This window comes from Auraticoccus cholistanensis, from assembly GCF_009742705.1.
Classification (GTDB): Bacteria; Actinomycetota; Actinomycetes; order Propionibacteriales; family Propionibacteriaceae; genus Auraticoccus; species Auraticoccus cholistanensis.
In genome coordinates this window covers 635,438-658,117 of record NZ_WPCU01000005.1, presented here as the reverse complement: position 1 = coordinate 658,117, position 22,680 = coordinate 635,438, and the positions used below count along the sequence as shown (strand labels likewise).

Annotated in this window: 15 protein-coding genes; 8 read left to right on the top strand and 7 right to left on the bottom strand. The window is 75.5% G+C overall.

Features of this window, described 5'->3' with window-relative positions:
- Window positions 1-7 precede the first annotated feature (7 nt).
- From recD to GC722_RS08870, 4 genes are read right to left on the bottom strand one after another with little or no spacing between them, the layout of a single operon-like run.
- Window positions 8-1,957 carry an exodeoxyribonuclease V subunit alpha gene (recD, locus tag GC722_RS08885; RefSeq protein WP_331714578.1) on the bottom strand — a complete coding sequence of 650 codons (1,950 nt, stop codon included), beginning with the start codon at window positions 1,955-1,957 and terminating at the stop codon, window positions 8-10.
- Window positions 1,954-5,418 (bottom strand): UvrD-helicase domain-containing protein, encoded by a 3,465-nt coding sequence (locus tag GC722_RS08880; protein ID WP_331714577.1) that lies wholly within the window; start codon window positions 5,416-5,418, stop codon window positions 1,954-1,956. Before GC722_RS08880 ends, recD begins: the two co-directional genes overlap by 4 nt.
- On the bottom strand, window positions 5,415-8,873 hold the full coding sequence (gene recC, locus GC722_RS08875) for an exodeoxyribonuclease V subunit gamma (RefSeq protein ID WP_156609563.1): 3,459 nt from the start codon (window positions 8,871-8,873) through the stop codon (window positions 5,415-5,417). Before recC ends, GC722_RS08880 begins: the two co-directional genes overlap by 4 nt.
- A gap of 50 nt (window positions 8,874-8,923) precedes the next feature.
- Entirely contained in the window at window positions 8,924-9,169 is a 246-nt protein-coding gene (locus GC722_RS08870) for a mycoredoxin (RefSeq protein WP_156609562.1), read from the bottom strand.
- A gap of 106 nt (window positions 9,170-9,275) precedes the next feature.
- Between GC722_RS08870 and GC722_RS08865 the strand changes: the two genes are divergently transcribed.
- The 3 genes from GC722_RS08865 to GC722_RS08855 all read left to right on the top strand — a co-directional run bounded on the left by GC722_RS08865 (window position 9,276) and on the right by GC722_RS08855 (window position 12,288).
- Window positions 9,276-11,396, top strand: coding sequence for an ATP-dependent DNA helicase UvrD2 (locus GC722_RS08865; protein ID WP_331714576.1), 2,121 nt, complete (start codon window positions 9,276-9,278; stop codon window positions 11,394-11,396).
- Between the two features lie 144 nt (window positions 11,397-11,540).
- The gene (locus tag GC722_RS08860) at window positions 11,541-11,825 is read left to right on the top strand and encodes a hypothetical protein (protein WP_156609561.1); all 285 of its coding nucleotides are present in this window, start codon (window positions 11,541-11,543) and stop codon (window positions 11,823-11,825) included.
- Between the two features lie 109 nt (window positions 11,826-11,934).
- Window positions 11,935-12,288, top strand: a complete 354-nt coding sequence (locus tag GC722_RS08855; RefSeq protein WP_156609560.1) for a WhiB family transcriptional regulator — start codon at window positions 11,935-11,937, stop codon at window positions 12,286-12,288.
- 148 nt (window positions 12,289-12,436) lie between these two features.
- Here the strand turns inward: GC722_RS08855 and GC722_RS08850 are convergent, their stop codons facing one another.
- Together GC722_RS08850 and GC722_RS08845 are read right to left on the bottom strand one after the other, a co-directional pair.
- Window positions 12,437-13,828, bottom strand: coding sequence for an ABC1 kinase family protein (locus tag GC722_RS08850; protein ID WP_156609559.1), 1,392 nt, complete (start codon window positions 13,826-13,828; stop codon window positions 12,437-12,439).
- Window positions 13,829-13,872: 44 nt separating this feature from the next.
- The gene (locus GC722_RS08845; protein WP_156609558.1) at window positions 13,873-14,823 is read right to left on the bottom strand and encodes a hypothetical protein; all 951 of its coding nucleotides are present in this window, start codon (window positions 14,821-14,823) and stop codon (window positions 13,873-13,875) included.
- 348 nt (window positions 14,824-15,171) lie between these two features.
- Here GC722_RS08845 and GC722_RS08840 point away from each other — a divergent pair, with 348 nt between their 5' ends.
- The gene (locus GC722_RS08840; RefSeq protein WP_331714575.1) at window positions 15,172-15,753 is read left to right on the top strand and encodes a M48 family metallopeptidase; all 582 of its coding nucleotides are present in this window, start codon (window positions 15,172-15,174) and stop codon (window positions 15,751-15,753) included.
- 19 nt (window positions 15,754-15,772) lie between these two features.
- Here GC722_RS08840 and GC722_RS08835 read toward each other — a convergent pair whose 3' ends face one another.
- The gene (locus tag GC722_RS08835; protein ID WP_156609556.1) at window positions 15,773-17,245 is read right to left on the bottom strand and encodes a zinc-dependent metalloprotease; all 1,473 of its coding nucleotides are present in this window, start codon (window positions 17,243-17,245) and stop codon (window positions 15,773-15,775) included.
- A gap of 157 nt (window positions 17,246-17,402) precedes the next feature.
- Here GC722_RS08835 and GC722_RS08830 point away from each other — a divergent pair, with 157 nt between their 5' ends.
- Genes GC722_RS08830 through GC722_RS08815 form a run of 4 tightly spaced genes read left to right on the top strand, consistent with a single transcriptional unit; the run spans window position 17,403 to window position 22,459 of the window.
- A complete protein-coding gene (locus GC722_RS08830; RefSeq protein WP_156609555.1) occupies window positions 17,403-17,822 on the top strand; it encodes a molybdenum cofactor biosynthesis protein MoaE in 420 nt (139 codons plus the stop codon).
- Window positions 17,819-18,865, top strand: a complete 1,047-nt coding sequence (locus GC722_RS08825; RefSeq protein ID WP_156609554.1) for a YlbL family protein — start codon at window positions 17,819-17,821, stop codon at window positions 18,863-18,865. The genes GC722_RS08830 and GC722_RS08825 overlap by 4 nt, the downstream gene beginning before the upstream one ends.
- A 58-nt stretch (window positions 18,866-18,923) precedes the next feature.
- Complete coding sequence (locus tag GC722_RS08820; protein WP_156609553.1) at window positions 18,924-19,598, top strand: PPA1309 family protein; 675 nt, start codon at window positions 18,924-18,926, stop codon at window positions 19,596-19,598.
- Window positions 19,595-22,459 carry a UPF0182 family membrane protein gene (locus GC722_RS08815; RefSeq protein WP_331714574.1) on the top strand — a complete coding sequence of 955 codons (2,865 nt, stop codon included), beginning with the start codon at window positions 19,595-19,597 and terminating at the stop codon, window positions 22,457-22,459. Before GC722_RS08820 ends, GC722_RS08815 begins: the two co-directional genes overlap by 4 nt.
- Window positions 22,460-22,680 lie beyond the last annotated feature (221 nt).

Below are 22,680 nucleotides of genomic sequence, written 5' to 3'. Positions count from 1 at the left end.
GGCGCGGTCAGAGCCGCTGACGCAGCCCCGACGCCCGGCTGACCGGCCGCTCGACCGCACGGCGGAGCGCGTCCTCGGTGCCGATGATCTCGACCCGTTCGCGGGCGCGGGTGACCGCGGTGTACAGCAGCTCGCGGGTGAGCAGCGCCGAGTCCAGCGGCGGCAGCACGAAGGTCACCTCGCTGAACTGGCTGCCCTGGGCCTTGTGCACCGTCATGGCGTGCACCGACTGCACCGCGTCGAGGTGGATCAGCGGGTGCAGGGTGGGCTGCTGCCCGCGGGCGAAGGCCGCCTGCAGCCCGCGCCCGGCCCGCACCACCACGCCGGTGTCGCCGTTGTAGAGCCCGATCTCGGGGTCGTTGGCGGTGACCAGCAGCGGCCGTCCGAGGTACCACTCGCCCTCGGCGCCGTAGCCCGGCACCGCCCGCACGAGCCACTCCTCCACGGTGCGGCCCCACCGGGTGACGCCGTAGGGACCCGCCCGGTGGGCGCAGAGCACCCGGTGCTGCTCCAGCGCCTGCACCGCCGCGGCGGCGTCGCCGGCCCGCGCGGCCTCGACCACGGCCCGTCCCGCGCGCTGCACGCACTCCCGCAGCGCGGCGAGGTCGTCGGGGTCGGTGGCCGACAGGTCCTGCTCGACCCAGCCCACGTGCGAGCCGCCCGCCCGCAGCACCTCCAGCGCGGCGTCGGCGTCCCCGGCGCGGACGGCCCGGGCCAGGGCGCCGATCTCGTGGCCGAACCGCCAGGTGTGGGTCAGCTCGACCACACCGCGGACCACCGGGCCCAGCGTCCGGGCCTGCGCCGGGTCGTCCGGCGACATCGCCCCGGCCGCTCCCGGGCGGTCGTCGGCGCGGACGTGGCGCAGCGCGACCAGGCGGACGTCGTCGGCGGGGACCGGTGCGGAGTTGGACTCGGCGTGGGTGACGTCGGCCATCACCGCACCCGCCTCCACCGAGGTCAGCTGGTCGGGGTCGCCGACCAGGATCACCCGGGTGCCGGACCGCGTCGCCTCCAGCAGCCGGGCCATCATCGGCAGCGACACCATCGACATCTCGTCGACCACGACCACGTCCCAGGGCAGCGGGTTGGCGGCGTCGTGGCGGAAACGGGTGCGGGAGTCGGGGCGCCAGCCCAGCACCCGGTGCAGGGTGGCGGCGCTCAGCCCGGCCAGCGGGGCCCGCAGCGCCTCGGGCAGCCGTGCGGACTCGGCGCGGACGGCCTCCTCCAGGCGGGCGGCGGCCTTGCCGGTCGGCGCGGCCAGGGTGATGCGCAGCCGCCCGCCGTGCAGCGCCTGCAGGGTGGCCAGCACCTTGGCCACCGTGGTCGTCTTGCCGGTGCCCGGCCCCCCGGCCACCACCGACACCCAGTTGAGGACGCTGTTGGCCGCCGCGATCCGCTGCCAGCTGGGCTCGTCCTCGGCCAGGTCGGTGCGGTCGAACAGCTGGTCCAGCAGGGCCTCCACCCGGTCGAGGTCGACCACCGGCGGGGTGGCCCGTCGGCGCCGGGTCAGCTGGGCCCGCACCGACTCCTCGTGGGCGAAGTAGCGGTCCAGGTACAGCCGGCTGCCCAGCAGCCGCAGCGGACGCGCCGGTCCGTCCTCGTCGGCGCCGACGCCGACCCCGGCGTCCTCGGGGTGGACCTGCACCATCGGGCTGCGACGCAGCACCTCGAGCCAGCTGCTCGTCTCCGGCCACGGCAGGCTCGAGGTGTCCACCATCGCCTCGTCGACGTCGAAGACCTCCTCCGTCACCGTGGTCAGGTCCAGGCAGACCGAGCCGCCGCGCAGCGCACGCACGGTCAGCGCGAGCGCCAGCGCGGCCTCGGGAGCGGGCTCCCGGCAGAGCCGGGACAGCGTCACCGCGACGTTGACGTCGGCCACCGACAGCACGCCGCGGGCGTTGAACTCCGCGAGCAGCCCGGTGGCGCGGACCGCGACCTCGGGGGCGGGGGCGCTCACCGCGGCACCTCCTGCTCGCGGGCGGATCCGGCGGCCGGACCCTCGGCCAGCAGCTCGGACAGCTCGACCACCAGCGCGGCCGGCGGCCGCCAGGAGAAGACACCGCAGGGGACGCCCTCGCTGCGCGGGGTCTCGGGGCCGGCCATGCCCCGCACGAACAGGTAGAGCACGCCGCCGAGGTGGTCCTCGGGGCGGTAGCCGGGGAGGCGCCAGCGGAGGAATCGGTGCAGGGCGACGCAGTACAGCAGCGCCTGCAGCGGGTAGTGCGAGGCCATCATCGCCTCGGCCAGCGCCGGCGCGGTGTAGTGGCCCAGCACCAGCGGCGTGCCGTCGCGGGGGCCGAGCCAGTTGGTCTTGTAGTCGACCACGAGGTGCCGCGGCCGTCCTCCCGGCAGGCGCAGCACGGCGTCGACGGAGCCGGTGAGGAACCCCCGCAGCGTCTGCTCGGACAGGCCCGGCTCCGCCAGGCGTCCGGGGTAGCCGGCCAGCGGGTCCCCCGCGGGGAGGTGGCGGCGCAGGCAGTCGGCCACGTCGGCCAGGGTGGCGGAGGGCCCGGGGACCGTGCCGCCGGCCAGCGGCAGCTCGAAGTCGAGCTCGGGCAGCCGGTCGGCGGGCCGGAAGTCGGCCAGCGTCAGGTCGTCGGCCAGCGGGCCGAGCGGCGTGCGCACCGCCGGCACCAGCGCCTCGGCCAGCTGCCGGGCCCCGAAGCCGGCCGCGGGGAGCCGCGCGAGCTCGTGGGCGGCCAGCCGCGTCAGCTCCCCGACCAGGTCGTCGGCGGTGGGGTCGGCGTACTCCAGCAGGGTGTGCACCAGCGACCCGAAGGCGGTGCCGCCGGGCAGGTCGGCGAGCGGGGAGAGCCGGCCGAGCCGCCCGTCGGAGGAGGGTTCGTCCGGCCGGAGGGCTGCCGCCGTCCCGGTGCCGGTGGCGGGGTCGGGCTCGTCGTCCTCGCGGGGACGCAGCGGCTCGCTGGCCACCCCGGCCTCCACCGGGGCGGGACCGTGGGCGGCGGCGGTCAGCGCCGTGTAGGAGGTGCGGCGCCACTGGGTGTCCAGCTGGCGCTCGAAGCGGCGCACCCGCAGCTCGCCGGCCCGGCTCTCGTCGCCGTCGCGACGTACCGCGACGCCGCGGTCGGCCACCGTCTCCAGCGCGACCAGGCGGCGGGGCAGACCGGTCAGGGCCGTCGGCGACCGGTCGGGCGGGTACTCCGGGTCGGGGTGGGGACGGGTCCGCTCCCGCTGCAGCATCCGGTGCAGCGCGCTGGCCGGCGTGTTGCGTGCCGACGGCCCCCACCAGGCCACCACCTGGCACTGGGCCCGGGTCAGGGCGACGTAGAGCAGCCGGAGGTCGTCCCCGGAGTCCTCGCTGCGGGCGCGGGCGAACCGCTCCGCGCGGCCGCGCCCCTGCGGGCCGCCGACGTCGACCACCCGCTCACCGGTCTCGGTGTGCAGCCGCAGCACCGCGCCGGTGTCCTCGTCGAGCCAGCGGTCCCAGCCCGAGGGCAGGTAGACGATGGGGAACTGCAGCCCCTTGCTGTGGTGGTAGGTGAGGATCTGCACCGCCTCGGCGTCGGTCTCCAGCCGCCGCGACCGCTCGTCGCCGTCGGCGTGCGCCTGCTGGATCCGCTCGCGCAGCCAGGCCAGCAGCGCCGAGGTGCCCAGCCCGGAGGTGGTCCGCACCTGGTGCAGCCCCTCGGCCACGTGCCGCAGGTCGGTCAGCTCGCGCTCCCCGCCGGGCAGCCGCAGCAGCCGGGCCGCCAGCTGCTGCTCGCCGGAGACGGCCTCGAGCAGCGCCGCGACGCCCTGCTGCTCCAGCAGCCGGCCCCAGGACCGCAGCCGGCGGCGCAGCTCGTTCAGCTCCTCGTCGTCGGCGGCGGCGAGCCGGTTCAGCGTCCACCCGACGAGCGGGGTGACGGCGGCCGCGCGCACCGAGCGCTGGTGCGGGTCGACCAGGGCCTCGAGCAGGGTGACCCAGGCCTCGGCGGCGGGGGAGGCGTGGACCGACCGGCCGCCGTTGACCACCGCCGGGATGCCGGCCTCGGCCAGCGCCAGCCGCAGCTCCTCGGCGCGGGCGTGGGCGCGTACCAGGATGGCCACGTCGCTGGCCCGCACCCCGCGCCACGCGCCGTCCAGGCACAGCTCGGCGTCGCTGCTGATCAGCGTGCCCAGCTCGCGGACCAGGTCCTGCTGGACCTGCTGGCGCACCGGTCCGACGCGACCGGGACGGCCCTCGACGCTGCGGATCCGCAGCGGCGTGGTGGGGTAGCGGCCGGAGTGGCTGCGGAGCCGGTCCGCGGGCAGCCCGGGCTCCACCGCCCGGACCAGGATCCGGTCGTCGCCGAGGGCGGAGCCCTCGAACAGCGCCATCACCGCCCGCACCATCGACGGGTCCGAGCGGTAGTTGCGGCTGAGGGTGTGGGTGGCCTGCGCCTCGACCACCGCCTCCAGGTAGGAGTGCACGTCCGCGCCGCGGAAGGCGTAGACGGCCTGCTTCGGGTCGCCGATCAGGATCAGCGTGGAGTGCCCGTGGAAGGCCTGCCGGACGATGCGCCACTGCACCGGGTCGGTGTCCTGGAACTCGTCCACCAGCACCACCGGGTAGCGCTCGCGCAGCCGGGCCCGGGCGGCCTCGCCGTGCACCGGGTGCTCCAGGGTGTCGGCCAGCCCGGACAGCATGTCGTCGAAGGTGGACAGCCGCATCAGCCGCTTGCGGCGGGCGACCTCGGCCCGCACCTCGCGGGCGAAGGCCACCCGGCCGCTGACCTGGGGGTCGGGGTCGTCCTCGGGGACGACGGTCAGGCTGGGCGCCTCGACGACCGCCCGTCCGATGGCCAGCGCGTCGTCGAAGGACAGCCACGGCGGCCGGGGGGCGTCGTCCTCGGGCCCGCCGCCACGGGTGCCGAACAGCCGCAGGTAGGAGTCGGCGCACACCTGGCGGGTGAGCTGGTCGAGGTTCTCGACCAGGGTGGCGTCGGGGTCGGTGTCGGCCAGCACGCCGAGGGAGTCCAGCATCCGCTGGCAGAACTCGTGGGTGGTGGCGATGGTGGCGGAGTCGAAGTCGGCCAGCGCGGCGGAGACCCGTTGCAGCCGGGTGGCCAGCGCGTCCGCCGAGCCGGTGGTCAGCAGCTCGTCCACCGGGTCCAGGTCGGCCGGCGTCTGCTGGGCCACCACCGCCTCCAGCACGGCCCGGGTGCGTTCCAGCCGCTGCCGGATCCGGGTGCGCAGCTCCTGGCTCGCGGCCCGGCTGAAGGTGACCATCATGAGCGAGCCGAGGTCGACCCCCGCGGCCACGTAGCGGGCCGCGAGCGCGGCGATCGTCCAGGTCTTGCCGGTGCCGGCGCTGGCCTCCAGCACGCAGGTGCCCGAGGGCAGCTCCGCCAGCACGTCGAAGGCGGGGACCTCGGCCGCGGCGGCGCCCTGCGGGGCGGCTCCCGCGGGCTCGGGCGGCAGGCTGGTGGTCGTCACCGGCGCCCCCGGTGCTCCAGCAGCGGACCCCAGACCGTCAGGGCGAGCGCACCGAACCGGTGCCGCACCCCGAAGGCCTCCCGCTGGGCGGGATCGGCCGGCTCGGCGGTGAGGTCGGCGAGCGTGGTGCCCACCAGGGTGGCCCACGCCTCGTCGCCCTCCAGGTCGCGGCGCAGCGCCGACTCGACCGACCGCTGCGCCAGCGCCTCCTCGTCCTGCTGCCCGGCCGCGCGGGCCCGCGCGTAGGCCTCGGCGGTGGCGACCGGCAGCGGCGCCGGACGGGTGAGGGCGTCGCCGTGGATCCGCAGCAGCTGCCGCAGCAGCTGGCGGGCCCGCTCCGGGGCCACCGGCTCCAGCCGCAGCGGCTGCGACCACCGGTCCACCTTGCCGACGGCCAGCGCCCGCCAGGAGGTGCCGGGGTGGGCGGCGCTGAGCAGCAGCAGGTCCAGCCACGCCTCGAGCTGGTAGCGGGGCCCCAGCCGGGAGAACCGCAGGCTGGTCACGGTCTCGCCGCGGACACCGCCGACGGCTCCGGTCAGCGTCTGCTCGCCCAGGTCGACGTGGGCCTCGACGGTCTCGGGCAGCTCGTCGGGGCGGACCCCGGCGGCGCCGACGATGGCGTCGATCTGCTGGCGGACGTCCTCGAGCAGCAGCTCGCCCAGCGGCCCGGGCGGCACCTCGCCGCGCAGCAGCTCCGCCTGCCGCAGCCGGTGCCAGCTGCGGCCCTGCAGGGCCCCGGCCAGCACCCGGTTGCCCACCGCCCAGCGCTGCAGCGGCCCCGGCGAGATGGGCATCTCGTCGTCGCGCTCGTCCTCGTCGCGGCGGGCGGCGAGACCGAACCGTGCCCGCAGGAACGCCTGCGCGGGGTGGGCGAGGAACCGCTTGAGCTCGACCAGCTCGACGTCGGCCGGAGGCGCCACCGCAGGCAGCTCGGCCAGCTCGAGGCGTGGCCTGGGGCGACGCGGTCCCACCGCCGCGCGGGCGCCGTCGAGGGCCACCGCGTCGAAGCTGAGCGGCTCCTCGCGCCCGGGCCCGACGGTGAAGTTGGCGGGGGCGAAGGGCTGCAACGGGTGCCGGGTCCGCACCGCCTCGCTGACCGGCCCCGAGCGGGTGCGGGCCGTCTCGTCGAGGGCGTCGAGCAGCTCGCGCAGGGGGACCGCGTCGGGCCGGCGGTCGTTCGTCCGCGGGTCGGCCCCGGAGTGGACGACCACCAGCGTCTCGCGGGCCGCCATCACCGCGTCCAGCAGCAGCTGCCGGTCCTCGCTCAGCCGGTCGCGGTCGCCGACCATCGGGGCCCGCGCGAGGACGTCGTCGCCGTCCACGGCGCCGCGGCGGGGGAACACGCCGTCGTCGAGGCCGAGCAGGCACACCACCCGGTGCGGCACCGAGCGCATCGGCGACATCGTGCACATGGTCAGCGACCCGGTGCGGAAGTTGCCCCGGGTCGGTCGTCCCCGCAGCTCGTCGGCGAGCATGGCCCGGAAGTCGGCGGGGGAGAGCAGCGGCGCCGGCTCGGCGACGTCCTCGCCCGCCAGGTCGGCGAGCTGGGCGAAGGCGTGGGTGAGCTGCCACTGCTCGTCGGGGCCGACGGCCGTCACCGACTCCAGGGCGGCCCGGGAGGCCTGCACCCACTCCACCACCGTCTGCGGCCGGGAGAAGCTGCTGACGGCCGCCCGGACCCGGCTGACCAGCTCGGCGAGGTGGCCGACCAGCTCCACCTCCGAGCTGTCCACGCCGTCGAGGGGGAGCACGGTGCCGATGCTCGGCTGGCCGTCCTCGCTCATCGCCACCCCGAGGAGCATCCGCTGCAGCCCGGCCGCCCAGGTGTTCTGCGGGAAGGCCGCCATGCCGAACTGGGCGCGGTGCAGGTGGTCCATGCCCCAGCGGATCCCCGACTGCTCGACCAGCTCGGCCAGCCGGGGCTGGTCGTCGGGGCGGAACCCGAACCGGCGCGCCACCGCCGGGGTGACCGCCAGGTCGACCAGGTCGGCGGCCTCGGCGCGCGAGCGGGCCAGGTCGAGCAGCCTCACCAGCAGCTCCAGCACCGGGTTCACCTGGCGCAGCGAGCGGTCGGCCAGCCGCACCCGCAGCCGGTGGCCGGGGTGGGCGGCGACCTCCTCGTCGTCGACCGCCAGCCCGAACGAGGCCTGGATGAGGGGGGCGAAGGTCTCGATGTCGGGGCACATCACGACGATGTCGCGCGGCTCGAGCGTGGGGTCCTCGGCGAGCAGGGCCAGCAGGACGTCCCGCAGCACCTCGACCTGACGGTCGGGGCCGTGGGAGGAGTGGACCTGCACCGAGGTGTCGCCGGCGGCCAGCAGCGGGCGCTCGGCGGGCGGTCGGGGAGCCCGGTCGGCGACCACGTCGGCCTGCAGCCGGCCCAGCAGGGTGGTGGGCAGCCGGGGCTCGCGGGAGCCGGCGTCGCGGGTGGGCAGGGTCGACAGCAGCAGCTGCAGCTCGCGCTGGTCGCGGCCCAGCCGCTGGTTGAGCCGGTGCCGGGCGCCGCCGGGGGACAGCGGCCCGGTCGCGGGACCCCGCGGCACCGCTCCGGCCGGGGGCATGGGCTCGCCCGCCAGCTGCTCGGCCACCCGGCCCCACAGCGTGGGCGAGGTGTGCGGCAGCCACAGGTGCACCTCGCGGTGCAGGGCCAGCACCTCCAGCAGCAGCAGCTGGCGGCGGTCGATCCGGGTGGGCCCGAACACGGAGAGCCGACGCGGCAGGGTCGAGCGCTCCGGGTGGTCGCGCAGCGCGGCCCGCGCCGCCTCGAGCCGCGCCGGCGGTGCGGGGGCGTCGACCCGGGCGGCGACCGCCCGCCACAGCCGGGGCTGCCAGGCGAGGTCGGTCTCGACCGGGGAGCCGTCGGAGCCGGCGTCGCCGCCCGCGGCCCAGCTGTCCAGCATCGCGGGGCGCTCGGCCGCGTAGGCGGCGAACAGCCGGGCCAGCCGGCGCGCGGTGGCCCACCGGCGCCCGGTCCGGGCCCCGGTGTCGTCCTCGGTACCGAGGTGGTCGGCCACCGGCGCGAACCACCCCTCGCCGGCGACCTCGTCGAAGGCGGACAGCAGCGCCCACACCAGCCGGCGGGGGTGCCAGGCGTCGAGCTCGGCCGCCTCCTGCAGGGCCTCGCGGACCGAGCGGTCGAGCAGCCGGCCGAGGGTCGGGAACTCGATGCCGGCGCAGACGCCCTCGCCGGCCTCGCCGAGCCGCTCGGCCAGCGACTGCGCCAGCCAGCGCTCCACGCCCGGGGTCGGCACGCACACCACCTCGCGCTCGAAGGGGTCCGCCCCCTCGACGGGGTGACGCAGCAGGTCGGCCAGCCCGTCGGCGAGCAGGTCGCCCCGGACGGCCCGGTGCACCACCAGGCCCGGCACCCCGCCGGGCGGGGAGGCACCGCACGGCGTCGTCGCCGTCACGGCCTCGTCGACGGCGAACAGGCCGTCCTGGAGCTGCTGGGTCATGGTGGGCCCCACCCTAGGCAACGGCGGTGACACTTCCGCCGCGCCGACGCTCAGCGCAGGCTGGCCAGCTTCTGCGCGACCTGTGCGGCGCTGGGGTTGGTGGCGCTCGAGCCGTCGGAGAACACCAGGGTCGGCACGGTCTGGTTGCCGCCGTTGACCCGGGCGACGATGTCGGCGGCCTCCGGGTGGGCCTCGATGTCGACCTCCTCGAAGGTGATGCCCTGGCGGTTGAGCTGGGTCTTGAGGCGGGCGCAGTAGCCGCACCAGGTGGTGGTGTACATCGTCACGTCGGTCATGCCGGGGAAACCTCCAGGGCGCTCGCGGCATTCCCCCCGGCCACGGCCGCCGCGGGTGGCGGCTCGGGTCCGCGTCCTGTCCGTGGCCGTGCATAGGGTGACCTCCGTGACCGAGCGTGCCCTGGCCGAGCCCGAGTGCCTGCTCGAGGGTCTCGACCCCGAGCAGCGCGCCGTGGCCACCACGCTGTCCGGCCCGGTGGCGGTGGTCGCGGGGGCCGGGACCGGCAAGACCCGCGCCATCACGCACCGCATCGCCTACGGCACCGCGACGGGCGTCTACGCCCCCGGCGCGGTGCTCGCGGTGACCTTCACCACACGGGCGGCGGGTGAGATGCGCGGCCGGCTGCGCGAGCTGGGCGTCCCGGCGGTGCAGGCACGCACCTTCCACTCCGCGGCGCTGCGGCAGGCCCAGTGGTTCTGGCCCAGGGTGACCGGCCAGCAGCTGCCGCCGGTGGCCGAGAACCGGATGGGTCTGGTGGCCGAGACGGCCAACCGGCTCCAGCTGGGCGGGGACACCGCCCGGCTGCGCGACCTGCTGGCCGAGATCTCGTGGGCCAAGCTCTCCAACGTGCTGCCCGAGGACTACCCGGACGTGGCCCCGGCCCGCGGCCGCGAGGTGTCCGGGCTGGAGCCGACCGCGGTCGCCCGGGTCCTCAGCGGCTACGAGGAGCTCAAGCGGCAGCGCGAGCGGATCGACTTCGACGACATCCTGCTCTGCACGGTCTCGCTGCTGGCCGACCACCCCGAGGTGGCCGAGGAGGTCCGCCGCACCTACCGCCACCTGGTCGTCGACGAGTACCAGGACGTCAGCCCGCTGCAGGAGAGCCTGCTGCGGCTGTGGTGCGGCGAGCGCGACGACCTCTGCGTGGTGGGTGACCCCGCGCAGACCATCCACTCCTTCGCCGGCGCCCGCGCGGACTTCCTCACCGGCTTCGCCCGCCGCCACCCGGGCGCCACGGTGATCCGCCTCGTCCGCGACTACCGCTCCACCCCGCAGGTGGTGGGCGTGGCCAACGCCGTGATCGGCGCCCGGGGCGCTGCCGCGCGGGACCAGCTGGGCGCGGTGACGCTGCAGGCCCAGCGCCCCGACGGTCCCAGCCCGCAGTTCGCGGTCGCCGAGGACGAGGTCGGCGAGGCGGAGGCCGTGGCGGACTGGGTGCAGCAGCAGGTCGCCGAGGGGGTCGACCTGCGCGAGGTCGCGGTGCTCTTCCGGGTCAACGCCCAGTCCCCGGCCTTCGAGGCGGCGCTGGCCGACCGGGACATCCCCTACCTGGTGCGGGGCGCCGAGCGGTTCTACGAGCGTCCCGAGGTGCGCCAGGCCCTCGGCGCGCTGCGGGTCGCCGCCCGGGCCGGAGGAGCCGGCGCACCGGGCCCGGAGGAGGACGAGCCGCTGGTGCTGCGCCAGGTGCGCGACGTGCTGGCGGGGACGGGCTGGGCCCCCACCCCGCCCCGCGGCGCCGGCGCCGCCCGGGAGCGCTGGGAGTCGGTGGCCGCGCTGTTCTCCGTGGCCGAGGACCTGGTCGACGCCGAGGCCGGCGTCGAGCTGGCCGACGTGGTGGCCGAGCTGGAGCGGCGGGCCGCGAGCCAGCACGCCCCCGTGGCGCACGGGGTGACGCTGTCGACGCTGCACGCGGCCAAGGGTCTGGAGTGGGACGCGGTGGCCCTGGTCGGCGTCCACGAGGGCACCCTGCCGTTCGTGCTGGCGCAGAGCCCCGCCCAGCTCGAGGAGGAGCGCCGGCTGCTCTACGTCGGCATCACCCGGGCCCGGGAGCGGCTGCGGATCTCCTGGTCGCGGCGCCGTTCCGGCGCATCCGCGGGACGGTCCCCGTCCCGCTTCCTCGCCCCCGTGCTGCCCCGGTCGCTGGCCGAGGCCCCGGCGGCGGCCGCGCCCCGGCCGCGGCAGCGCCGGGGGAGCGTCCTCAGCGCCACCTGCCGCACCTGCTCCCGTCCGCTGCACGACGCGGGGGAGCGCAAGCTCGGCCGCCACACCGACTGCCCCTCGAGCTTCGACGAGCACACCCTCGAGGAGCTGCGGGAGTGGCGTCGGCGGCAGGCCGAGGAGCAGCGGGTGCCGGCCTACTGCGTCTTCACCGACGCCACCCTGGTGGCGATCGCGGAGTCCCGGCCGGGCAGCGAGGCCGAGCTCTACCGCATCGCCGGGCTCGGCCGGGTCAAGGTCGAGAAGTACGGCCAGCAGGTGCTGGAGCTGGTCCGCTCCACCGGCTGAGAAAATTTCTCGATCCGGGTGGCTAAATCGGTTGCGGCACCCCGTACGGCGTCCCTAGTGTGATCAGCGCACACCGCCGAGGTGTGCCTCACCACGCGGACCGGATCCCCTCCGGGCCGCCGCGCAGAGAGAGGAGTGAGCGACGTGGACATCACCACGATGACGAAGGCGGTCTCGCCGTCCACCCCGTCCTCCCTCTGCCACCTGATGGACCGTTCCGCCCGTTGGCAGACCCGCGGGGTCGACCTCGTCGCCACCTCCGTCGCGCCGACCGCCGTCCCCGCAGGGGACGAGTACGCCCAGTCCCGTCGCGCCGTGAAGCACCCCGTCCAGGGTGCCTTCGGCGCCGGTGCCATGGGTGGCTCGACCCTCGTGGCCGGCTTCGACGCCACCACCGCTGCGGACCCACAGCCAAGACGTCTGATGTAGCTCTTCATCAGCCCTCTCCAGGCCGTGAGTCCCAGCACCCGGGACCACGGCCTTCGTGTTCCTGGACCGGATCCCCACCAGCAGGAAACGACACATCAGGGAGAGAACCATGACCGCCACGCTGTACGAGATACCTCCGCTGCTCCTCGCGGCCCTGCCCGAGACCACGGTCGAGCTGGCCTGCCACCAGGTGGACCCGGACATCTTCTTCGCCGAGTCCCCGGCCGAGGTGGAGTACGCGAAGCAGCTCTGCTCCGGCTGCCCGTTGCAGGCGGAGTGCCTCGCCGGGGCGCTGGAGCGCAAGGAGCCCTGGGGCGTGTGGGGCGGCGAGCTGCTCGTGAACGGGGTCGTGGTGCCGCGCAAGCGTCCCCGTGGCCGCCCGCGCAAGCACCCGCGGCCCGACGAGCCGGCACCGCGTATCGAGGTCGCCCCCTCGCCGTTCAAGAAGGAGCGGGCGGCGTGACAGCGACCTCGCGTCCGGCCCGGACCTCGGGGCCGGGTCGGGCAGCAGCAGCGGGGCAGGGAGCAGGCCTGGGGACGGACGCCGCGTCCGCGCCCGGCCCGCTCCCTGTCCCCGCCCGCCGCGTCGCCCCCGAGGCTGAGGGCGCGCGCTAGGCGGCCTCGGCCCAGCCCGGCAGGAACTCCTCCAGCACGTCGGCGAACCGCTCGGAGGCGTCGAGCTGGGAGAGCACCGCGATGCCGCCCATCCAGACGCGGTGGATCAGCAGGTAGGAGGGCGGCAGCGCCAGCCGCCGGGCCGCCTCGCTGCTGCGGGCGGCGCTGACCCGGGCGAACTGCTCGCGCATCCAGTTCCGGGTGAAGTGGAACTCCTCGACCCGGGCCGGCTCCACGAAAGGGCTGAGGTAGTCGAAGAGCTGCTGCGGGTCCACGTCGCCGGTGAGGAACCCCAGCTCCCGCAGCCCCTGCGCCGTCGTCGCCGCGTCACCGTCGGCGCACAGCCGCAGCAGCCGTCCCATGTCGGACGGCAGCCCGTCCGGCAGCCGGGCGACCAGACCGAAGTCGACCACCCCCAGCCGGCCGTCGTCGAGCACCTTGAAGTTGCCCGGGTGCGGGTCGGCGTGCAGCAGGCCCACCCGGCTCGGACCGGCGAACAGGAACCGCACGTACCGCAGCGCCGCCTCGTTGCGCTGCTCGTCGGGCCAGTCGGCGACGGAGGCCAGCGACGGCCCGTCCACCCACTCGCTCACCATCACCGACGACGTGTGGGCCAGCACGTGCGGCACCAGGAACTCCGGGTCGCCCTCGAACCCCACCGCGGCCTGCTGCTGGTGACGGGCCTCCAGCTCGTAGTCGACCTCCTCCGAGACCCGTTCGGCCAGCTCGGCGGCCAGCGTCCGGACGTCCATCCCGGGCGCGAGCGGCGCCACCAGCTGCGCCAGCCGGCCGAGCTGCTTGAGGTCGCTGCGCAGCGCCTCGTCGGCACCGGGGTACTGCACCTTGACCGCCACCGCGCGGCCGTCCTCCCAGACGCCGCGGTGCACCTGGCCGATGGAGGCCGAGGCGGCGGGCCGGTTGTCGAAGGAGCGGAACATCGCCCGCCACTGCGGCCCCAGCTCACGTCGCAGCACGGCGTGCACCCGGGCGGCCGGCATCGGCGGCGCGGAGTCCTGCAGCCGCTTGAGGTGGACGCGGTAGGGGGCGGCCACGTCGTCGGGCAGCACCGCCTCGAACAGGCTCAGCGCCTGCCCCATCTTCATGGCGCCGCCCTTGAGCTCGCCGAGCACGGTGAAGAGCTGCTGGGCGGTGCGCCGCCGCGCCTCCTCGCCCAGCTCCTCCCGGTCCGCGCCGCCGAGACGACGACCCAGGTCGAGGGTGCGACGGCCGGCGAGCCCGAGCGGGATGCTCATCAGCCGGGCGCCCCGGCTCAGCGCCCCCCGGGCCAGGTCCTCCGCGGGCCGCAGGCCCCCGCTGGCGGGCCGCTGACGGCGGCCCTGCCGCACCCGGTCCGCCGCAGCAGGTCGGCGGTCGTCGGCGTCGCTCATGGCGCCATTGTGGCAGCCACGCCGAACCCGGCCCGGGAGCGCGCTCAGGGCTGCAGGGCCTGCAGGTCGCACCCGCACCCGGGGTGCGCGGGCCAGCGTCGCAGCCGGGTGGTCCAGCCGGTGACGTCGAGGTCGAGGGTGCGACCGAGCAGGTCGGGCGTCCCCTCCTGCCGGGCCGCCAGCAGCGAGGGCAGGGCCACGGACGCGCACCAGTCCGCGACCAGCTCCGGCACCACGGCACGTCGGCGCACCAGCTGGGCGAGCACCCGGGGCCAGCCCGGGTCGTGGCGGCGCCGGTAGAGGTCGGTGCAGCGGGTGCAGCAGGACTGCCCGGGCAGCACCAGGGGACCGACGCGGGCGCCGCCGTCGAGCGGGCGGACGAGGAGGTGGGCGACGTCGCGGCGGAGCAGGTGGTCGGTGAGCCCGCGGTCCGGCTCCACCCGGTCCAGGGCCACCACGGCCAGCCGGGGTTCGGGGTGGCTCCGCTCGGACCAGTGCGCCAGCTCCCCGACCACCGGGCGCCTCCGGCCCGACCACGGCCCGGACGCCCGCCCCGCCTCCAGCAGCGCCCGCAGGGAGGCGGCGGCGGAGGCCCTGGGCGGGTCGGGGTAGAGCCCCGGCTGAGGAGGCTCGGGGTCGCAGAGCAGCAGCGGCACGCCGGCGTCGGCCAGCCGCAGCGCGATGGCCCGGCCCAGCCGCCCGGCGCCGACCACGAGCACCGGACCGGAGTCGACGGCCACCGGCTCCAGCATCCCGTGGCGGGCCAGCACGGCCACCGCCTCGGCGGCCCGAGGGTGCTCCTCACGCAGCCGCCGCAGCGACCGGGTCCCGTCCAGCCGCGCGACGAGCTGCACCAGGTCGTCGTCGGCGCCCTGCAGCAGCACGGCGTCGGGACCGACCCCCAGCTGCACCTCGCCGCCGTCGCGGGGGACCACCACCAGACCGGAGCGCAGTCGCGGGTGCGGGGGCAGCGGGTCGTCGACGGGTGGGCGCACGGCGCCACTGTGCGTCACACCAGCCGCGGCGCGCCGCCGGTTGTCCACAGCCGGTCGGCACGCCGGGCCCGGGACGTGAGAAGACCCCCAGGAACTCCGGGTTCGCTCGGCTTCCCCTCCGAGCGGCCCGACCATCTGGGGGTCTTCGTCGCCATGACGTTAGGCGTCAGACCCGCACCCGGTCAAGGGGGTGCGGCGTGTCGGCCCTGGCGCCGGGAGGGCTGTGCACGACGACGTGGGCAAGGCTGTGGACGAGGGCTGTGGACACTGTGGACGACCCTGTGGACCGCGACGCGCCGAAGCCCGGGGCCGGCTCGGCGGCCACGTGGCTGGACTACCGTCGGTGCCGTGAGCACCTCCGGCCCGGACGCGACGACGCAGCCCCGCGCCCTGCCCGAGGTCGAGGTGCGGCGCAGCGCCCGTCGTCGCAAGACCGTGACGGCCTTCCGCGAGTCGGGCCGGATCGTCGTCGTGGTGCCGGCACGGCTCAGCTCGGCGGAGGAGCGGCGCTGGGTCGAGGAGATGGTGCGCCGGGTGGAGCGGCGCGAGTCGCGGCAGGCACCTCCGACCACCGACGCCCAGCTGCAGGTCCGCGCCGACGACCTGGCCCGGGCCCACCTGGACCCGGTGCTGGGGTCGGCGCCCCGGCCCCGGTCGGTGGTGTGGGTGGACAACCAGCAGCGCCGGTGGGGCTCCTGCACCCCGGCGAGCGGCACCATCCGGCTGTCCCGGCGGCTGCAGCAGCTGCCCGACTGGGTGGTGGACTACGTGCTGGTGCACGAGCTGGCGCACCTGGTGCACGGCCAGCACGACGACGCGTTCTGGCGCCTGGTCCAGCACTACCCGCGCACCGCCGAGGCCCGCGGCTACCTGCAGGGCTGGGCCGACGCGCAGGCACGGGGCTCGGCCGGCCCCGTCGACGCGGACTGACCGGCGCGGCGGGCGGGGCTCAGCCCCGGTCCGCCGGCGGCTCGGGGTCGTCCTCGCCCGGCCCCTCGGGCCCTCCACCGCCGCCGCCCTCACCGGGCTCGTCCCCGGTGGAGCCCAGCAGGCGGGCCAGCTCGGCGTCGAAGTCGTCGGTGGGCGCGTCCGGCGCGGTGTCCGCCCCGGAGACGAAGCCGAGCGGGTCGTCCAGCGCGGCGGCGTCGGGCACCAGGTCCGGGTGCTTCCAGACCGCGTCGCGGCCCTCGACGCCCCGTGCCTGCCGCAGCGCCGCCCACAGGTTGGCGGCGTCGCGGAGCCGGCGGGGACGCAGCTCCAGCCCGACCAGGCTGGCGAAGGTCTGCTCCGCGGGCCCGCCGGTGGCGCGCCGGCGCCGGACGGTCTCGCCCAGGGCCTGCGCGGCGGGCATCCACGGGGCCGTCGCCTGTCCGACGACCTCGTCGACCCAGCCCTCGACCAGCGCCAGCAGGGTCTCCATCCGGGTCAGCACCGCCTGCTGCTCCGGGGTCGGCTGCGGCTCGAACAGCTCCCCGCGCACCTGCTCGCTGAGCTTCTGCAGGCTCTCGGGGTCCATCGCGGTCGGGTCGAGCTCGGCGACCGCGTTCTCGATGGCCGAGGTGTCGATGCGGATGTGGCGCGCGTACTCCTCGACCAGCGCGAGCAGCTGGGGGCGCAGCCAGCCGACGTCGGCGAAGAGCCGCTGCCGGGCCGCCTCGCGCAGCGCCAGGTAGAGGGTGACGTCGGTGCTGGACTCGGTCAGCCCCTCGCCGAAGGCGGCCACGTTGCTGGGCAGCAGCACGATCTGGTGCGACTGCGTCAGCGGCACGCCGATGTCGCTCACGCCCAGCACCTCGGTGGCCAGGTGCCCCAGCGCCTGACCCAGCTGCACCCCGAACATGGTGGTGCCGGTGCTGCGCAGCATCGGGCGCAGCATCTCGGCCATCCCGGCCAGCGGGTTGGCCGGGTCGTCCTCGCCGCCGGCGCTCATCATCGCCTCGGCGGTGGCCTCGGCCATGCTCTCGGCCACCGGCTCCACGAGCCGCTGCCAGACCGGCATGGTGCCCTCGATCCACTCCGCCCGGCTCCACGCCGCCGGCGGCGCGGCCTCCGCCGCGGGAAAGGCGGTCGCCGCGTCCAGCCAGGTCTGGGCCAGCGTTGCGGCGTCGGCGACGGCCTGGCGCTGCGCGGAGGTGGGCGTCGGGTCCGGTCCCAGACCCGCCGTCACCTTGCGGGCGATGTCCTTGGCCTGCGCCCAGTCGACGCCCTCGCGGGCCGGGCCGGCGCCGAACAGCGAGCCCATGCCGAGCTGGGAGAACATCTGCTGCAGCTGACCCATCATCTGCTGCATGTCCTGGCCGCCACCGAGCTGGCCGAAGAGCTGCTCGAAGGGGTTGCCGGGCTGGGAGCCGGAGCCCTCGCCACGCCTCTCCTCGCCCGGGTCCGGGTCCTCCGAACCGTCGCGGGACTGGTCGTCGGCCATCTCACTCACTCCTCGCGTGCCTCTGGGCGTCGGGGACGACGCGCACCCATTCAACCCGCTCCCGGCAAGATCGGCCCAGCCCTCGCGACGGCTCGCCGCGGTTTCCGGCTGAGAGCGAACAGGTCGCGTCCTCAGCCGGGTTGGGTAGGGTCGCGCCATGCCCACCGACCTGCGGCACACCGCACTGCGCGAGGAGCCGCTGAGCCTGGACGCCGCGCTCGCCGCCGTCCGGGACCCGGCGTGCGGCGGGGTGGCGGTCTTCATCGGGCTGGTCCGCGACCACGACCACGGCGCCGGGGTCAGCTCGCTGGACTACACCGCGCACCCGCAGGCGGCCGAGCTGCTCGCCCGCTGCACCGAGCAGGTCGCCGAGCGGCACGGCGTCAGGGCCTGGGTCGAGCACCGCACCGGCCACCTGGAGGTGGGGGACGCCGCCGTGGTCGTGGTGACGGCCGCGGCGCACCGCGGTCCCGCGCTGACGGCCTGCCGCGAGCTGATCGACGAGATCAAGGCCGGCGTGCCGATCTGGAAGGAACAGCAGCTGGCCGACGGCGGCGTGGAGTGGGTGGGCCTGTGACGCGTCAGACCCGGATCGCGTTCGTGGCCGCGGTCTTCTTCGTGGCCATGGCGGTGGCGCTGGCCCTGGTGCCGGTCGGGTTCGTCACCTGGACCCCGGGCCGCACCCACGACGTGCTGGCCGACGAGGGCGACCAGCCCGCGATCGCGGTGAGCGGCATCGAGACCTACCCGACCGAGGGGCAGCTGGAGATGACCACGCTGTCGATCACCAGCCCCGACGCCCGGCTCACCCTCCCCGAGGCGCTGCTGGCCTACTGGCTGCCGCACCGCGACACGCTGCCCCGCGAGTTCGTCTACCCGGCCGGCAAGTCGGCCGAGCAGGTGGAGTCGGAGGAGCAGGAGATGATGGACGACTCCCAGACCGGGGCGGTGGTGGCCGCCCTGCGCGCGGCCGACGTCCCGGTGGTCGAGCGCCCGCAGATCGCCAGCGTCACCGTCGGCGGTCCCAGCGAGGGTGCGCTGACCCCCGGCGACCTGGTGGTGGCCGTGCAGGGCCGGGAGGTCTCGACCCGCGAGGAGGTCATCGAGGCCGTCCGCGCGGTGTCGGTGGGGGACGAGATCCACTTCACCGTGCTGCGCGACGGCGAGCGCGAGCAGGTGGTCGTCACCACCGTCGGCTCCAACACCGACGCGGCCGTGCCCGTCATCGGCGCGCAGGTCGGCTACGGCTACGAGTACCCCGCCGAGGTCAGCTTCGGCATCGACCCGCGGGTGGGCGGGTCCAGCGCCGGCCTGGTCTTCAGCCTGGCCATCTACGACAAGATCACCCCCGGCCCGCTGGTCACCGGCCACGTGGCCGGCACCGGCACGATCACCGCCGACGGCGAGGTCGGACGCATCGGCGGCGTGCAGCAGAAGATCCGCGGCGCCGAGCAGGCGGGGGCCCAGGCGTTCCTGCTGCCGACCGGCAACTGCCGCGACCTGGGCGAGGTGGACACCGACCTGCAGGTGGTCGCCGTGTCCTCGCTGGAGGAGGCCGTGGCCGCGGTGCAGGCGCTCGCCGACCCCGCGGCCGCCGAGGCCCTGCCGCGCTGCCCCTGACCATCCGACCTCGACCGACCCTGACCGACGACGCCCCACCGGACCACCTGGGAGAGAGATGGCCCACCCCACCGCCGAGGACACCGACGAGGTCGCCGCCGGGCTGCTGGCTGCGCTGGTCGAGCTCGAGCGCCACGTCGGCGAGCTCGGCTTCGACCAGCCGCCCCGGCTGTTCGCGCTGGTCCGCACCGACGACCTGCTGGCCGCCGAGCCCGAGCTGGCCGGACGGCTGGGGCTGCGCTCCAGCCGCGACGGCGGGCCCGCCGAGGGGCTGACCGCCGTCGAGCAGGACACCTTCACCGCGGGGGAGGACCTGGTCGCAGCGCTCTCGGGGATCGAGTGGCCGGCCGCGGTGCACGGCTGCGCGGTGGCCTGCGAGCGCAGCTTCCTGCCGGCCGGGGTGGAGGTCGACCTGCCCGAGGACGAGCGGGAGGCCGCGTCGGTGGTGGCCACCCACCCGCAGCGCCAGGACGTCCGGGTGGTGGTCGGCGTGCTGCGCACCGGCCACTCCCACGGCGTGGCCCGGCTGCTGCAGCACCCCGAGGAGCTGCTGGGAGGGGCCGACCTCGTCCCCGGCCTGGCTCAGGTGCTGGCGTATACCCTTCTCCCCGACGACCCCGGGCCGCACGGCCCGGCTGACCACAGCACAGGCGCACCGGTCACCGCGGAGGCACCGCGGCAGCCCGGCGCCCGTCCCGGCCAGGCGGCCGCACAGGAGGAGCACCCAGCGTGAGCAGCACGACCGTCCGACCGACTCCTCGCCGGCGCGGGGCCCTGCTGCCCACGGTGGCGGTCATGGCCACCCTGGTCGTCCTGTTCACCCTGTTCAGCGGGATCTGGACCGACCGGCTCTGGTACCAGTCGCTGGGCTACAGCACCGTCTTCTCCACCCAGCTCTTCACCCGGCTGGGGCTGTTCGTCGTCTTCGGCCTGGTGATGGCGCTGGTCGTGGTCGGCAACATCGCGCTGGCCTACCGGCTGCGGCCCCGCTTCCGCGCCGCCGCCCCCAACTCCGAGCTGCTGGAGCGCTCCCGCGACGTCCTGGAGTCGCGGCTGCTGCGGATCCTGGTCGTGCTCGGCCTGGTCGTCGGGCTCTTCGGCGGGGCCAGCGCGGCCGGCAACTCCGCCACCTACCTGGCCTGGCGCAACGCCACCCCCTTCGGCGCCACCGACCCGCAGTTCGGCCTCGACCTCAGCTTCTTCGTCTTCGACTACCCGTGGTGGCGGATGCTCGCCTCCTTCGCGCTGGTGGCCGTGCTGCTGGGCGCCGTCGGGGCCGCGGTGGTGCACTACCTGCTGGGCGCGCTGCGCTACCAGCCGGGTCAGCAGCTGACCAGCCGGGCCGCCCAGGTCCACCTGTCGGTCGTGCTGGGCGTGGCCCTGCTGGTCTACGCCGTCCAGCAGTACCTCGACCAGTACGGCTTCGAGCTGTCCACCAAGAGCCTCAGCAACGCCACCATGACCGCGCTGAGCTACACCGACGACAACGCCCGGGTGATCGGGCGGCTGATCCTCGCCGTCATCGCGGTGATCTGCGCGCTGGTGTTCTTCGCCAACGCGATGGTCCGGCGCTGGGCCTTCCCGGTGCTCGCCGTGGCCATGATGGTGCTGTCGGGGCTGATCCTCTCCGCGCTCTACCCGCTGGGTCTGCAGCTGTTCACCGTCAACCCGAACGAGCCCGACCTCGAGCGGCCCTACATCGAGCGCCACATCGCCGCCACCCGCACCGCCTACGGGGTCGCCGACGTGGAGATCGAGAACTACTCCGCCGAGACCACCGCCGAGGCCGGCCAGCTGCGCGCCGACGCCGAGGCGCTGCCCGGCATCCGGCTGATCGACCCCGCCATCATCGGCAACGCCTACGAGCAGCTGCAGCAGGTGCGCGGCTACTACGACTTCGCCGACGTGGTCGACGTCGACCGCTACACCATCGACGGCCAGGAGACCGACGCGGTGGTCGCGGCGCGGGAGCTGAACTCGGACAACATCGAGAACCAGTCCTGGAACAACCTCAAGACCGTCTACACCCACGGCTACGGCCTGGTCGCCGCCTACGGCAACCGGGCGGTCGCCGGGGAGCCCGACTGGATCGTCCGCGACATCCCGCCGCGCGGCGAGCTGAACGTCCCCGAGCCGCGGATCTACTTCGGCGAGTCGATGACCGACTACGCCATCGTCGGCGCCCCGGCCGGCACCGAGCCGATCGAGCTCGACACCCCCGGCGGCGGTGAGAACGGCGGCCCGCAGCTGACCACCTACGACGGCCGCGGCGGCGTCCCGATCGGCTCGCTGTTCAACCGGGTGCTCTACGCGATGCGCAACACCGACATCAACATCCTGCTGTCGGAGCGGGTGAACCCGGAGTCGAAGATCCTCTACGACCGCACCCCGCGCGAGCGGGTGCAGCGGGCGGCGCCCTGGCTCACCGTGGACCAGGACACCTACCCGGCGGTGGTGGACGGCCGGCTGGTGTGGATCGTCGACGGCTACACCACCTCCGACTCCTACCCCAACAGCCAGCGGATCGACCTCAACGAGGCCACCCGCGACTCGCTGACCGCACCCAGCCTGGTGACGGCCCAGCCGCCGAAGCCGCTGAACTACATCCGCAACTCGGTGAAGGCGGTGGTGGACGCCTACGACGGCACCGTCCGCCTCTACGCCTGGGACGAGACCGACCCGGTGCTGCAGACCTGGCAGAAGGCGTTCCCCGGCACCGTGCAGCCCAAGTCGGAGATCAGCGAGGACCTGCTCTCCCACCTGCGCTACCCCGAGGACCTGTTCAAGGTGCAGCGCGAGATCCTGGGCCGCTACCACGTCACCGACCCGGCTGCCTGGTACCAGGGCAACGACCTGTGGCGGATCCCCGAGGACCCGGTCCGCGGCGGGGGCCAGCAGAAGGAGAGCCCGTACTACCTCTCCATCAAGTGGCCCGGCGACGACGAGCCGGTCTTCAGCCAGACCGCCACCTACGTGCCCAACGAGCGCGCCAACCTCGCCGCCTACATGGCCGTGAACGCCGACGCCTCCAGCCCGGACTACGGCCGGCTGCGCATCCTGCGCATGTCGGACACCCAGCAGATCCCCGGCCCGGGCCAGACCTTCAACGAGATCAACACCAACGTCACGGTGGCCGAGCGGCTGCGGCCGTTCAACAACCAGGGCGCGGCCACGGCCGTCTACGGCAACCTGCTGACCCTGCCGATCGGCGGGGGCCTGCTCTACACCCAGCCGATCTACACCCAGCGGCAGGGCAGCGACGGCTCCTACCCGGCGCTCAGCTTCGTCGTCGCCCGCTTCGGCGAGACCGTCGGGATCGGCACCACGCTGCAGGAGGCGCTGGACCAGGTCTTCGGCGGCGACGCCGGAGCCGACACCGGTGAGGAGGGCGTCGACGGCGAGCAGCCCGCCGAGCCGAGCGAGCCCACCGGCGAGGTCGACAACCCGGCCGCCGTGGCCGCGCTCGAGAGCGCGGAGGCCGCCTTCGAGGACGCCGAGACCGCGCTCCGCGACGGCGACCTGGCCACCTACCAGCAGAAGACCGACGAGGCGCGGGCCCGCATCGAGGACGCGCTGGAGGCGCTGGGGCGCTGAGCCCGCTGGTCGGCTCCGGAGCTGGTCGGGGCGGTCGTAGGTGGTCGGGGCGGTCCCGGAGGTGGTCCGGGTCGCCGGGGTCGGGTCAACCGGTCCTCGTTCGTCCCTCACGGGGACTGCCAGGCCCATCCACGACCCTCACCCGGCGACCCGGACCACCTCCGGACCCTGGCGGCAGGGTGCGGCCGCTGCCGGGTCGCGAGCGGTCGACCGGTCTCGTT

Excerpts from the sequence above, each read along its gene's own strand:
- GC722_RS08855 (WP_156609560.1), top strand. The coding sequence starts at position 11,935 with ATGACCGCCACGCTGTACGAGATACCTCCGCTGCTCCTCGCGGCCCTG.
- GC722_RS08850 (WP_156609559.1), bottom strand. The coding sequence starts at position 13,828 with ATGAGCGACGCCGACGACCGCCGACCTGCTGCGGCGGACCGGGTGCGG.
- recC (WP_156609563.1), bottom strand. The coding sequence starts at position 8,873 with ATGACCCAGCAGCTCCAGGACGGCCTGTTCGCCGTCGACGAGGCCGTG.
- GC722_RS08820 (WP_156609553.1), top strand. The coding sequence starts at position 18,924 with ATGGCCCACCCCACCGCCGAGGACACCGACGAGGTCGCCGCCGGGCTG.
- GC722_RS08870 (WP_156609562.1), bottom strand. The coding sequence starts at position 9,169 with ATGACCGACGTGACGATGTACACCACCACCTGGTGCGGCTACTGCGCC.
- GC722_RS08835 (WP_156609556.1), bottom strand. The coding sequence starts at position 17,245 with ATGGCCGACGACCAGTCCCGCGACGGTTCGGAGGACCCGGACCCGGGC.
- GC722_RS08830 (WP_156609555.1), top strand. The coding sequence starts at position 17,403 with ATGCCCACCGACCTGCGGCACACCGCACTGCGCGAGGAGCCGCTGAGC.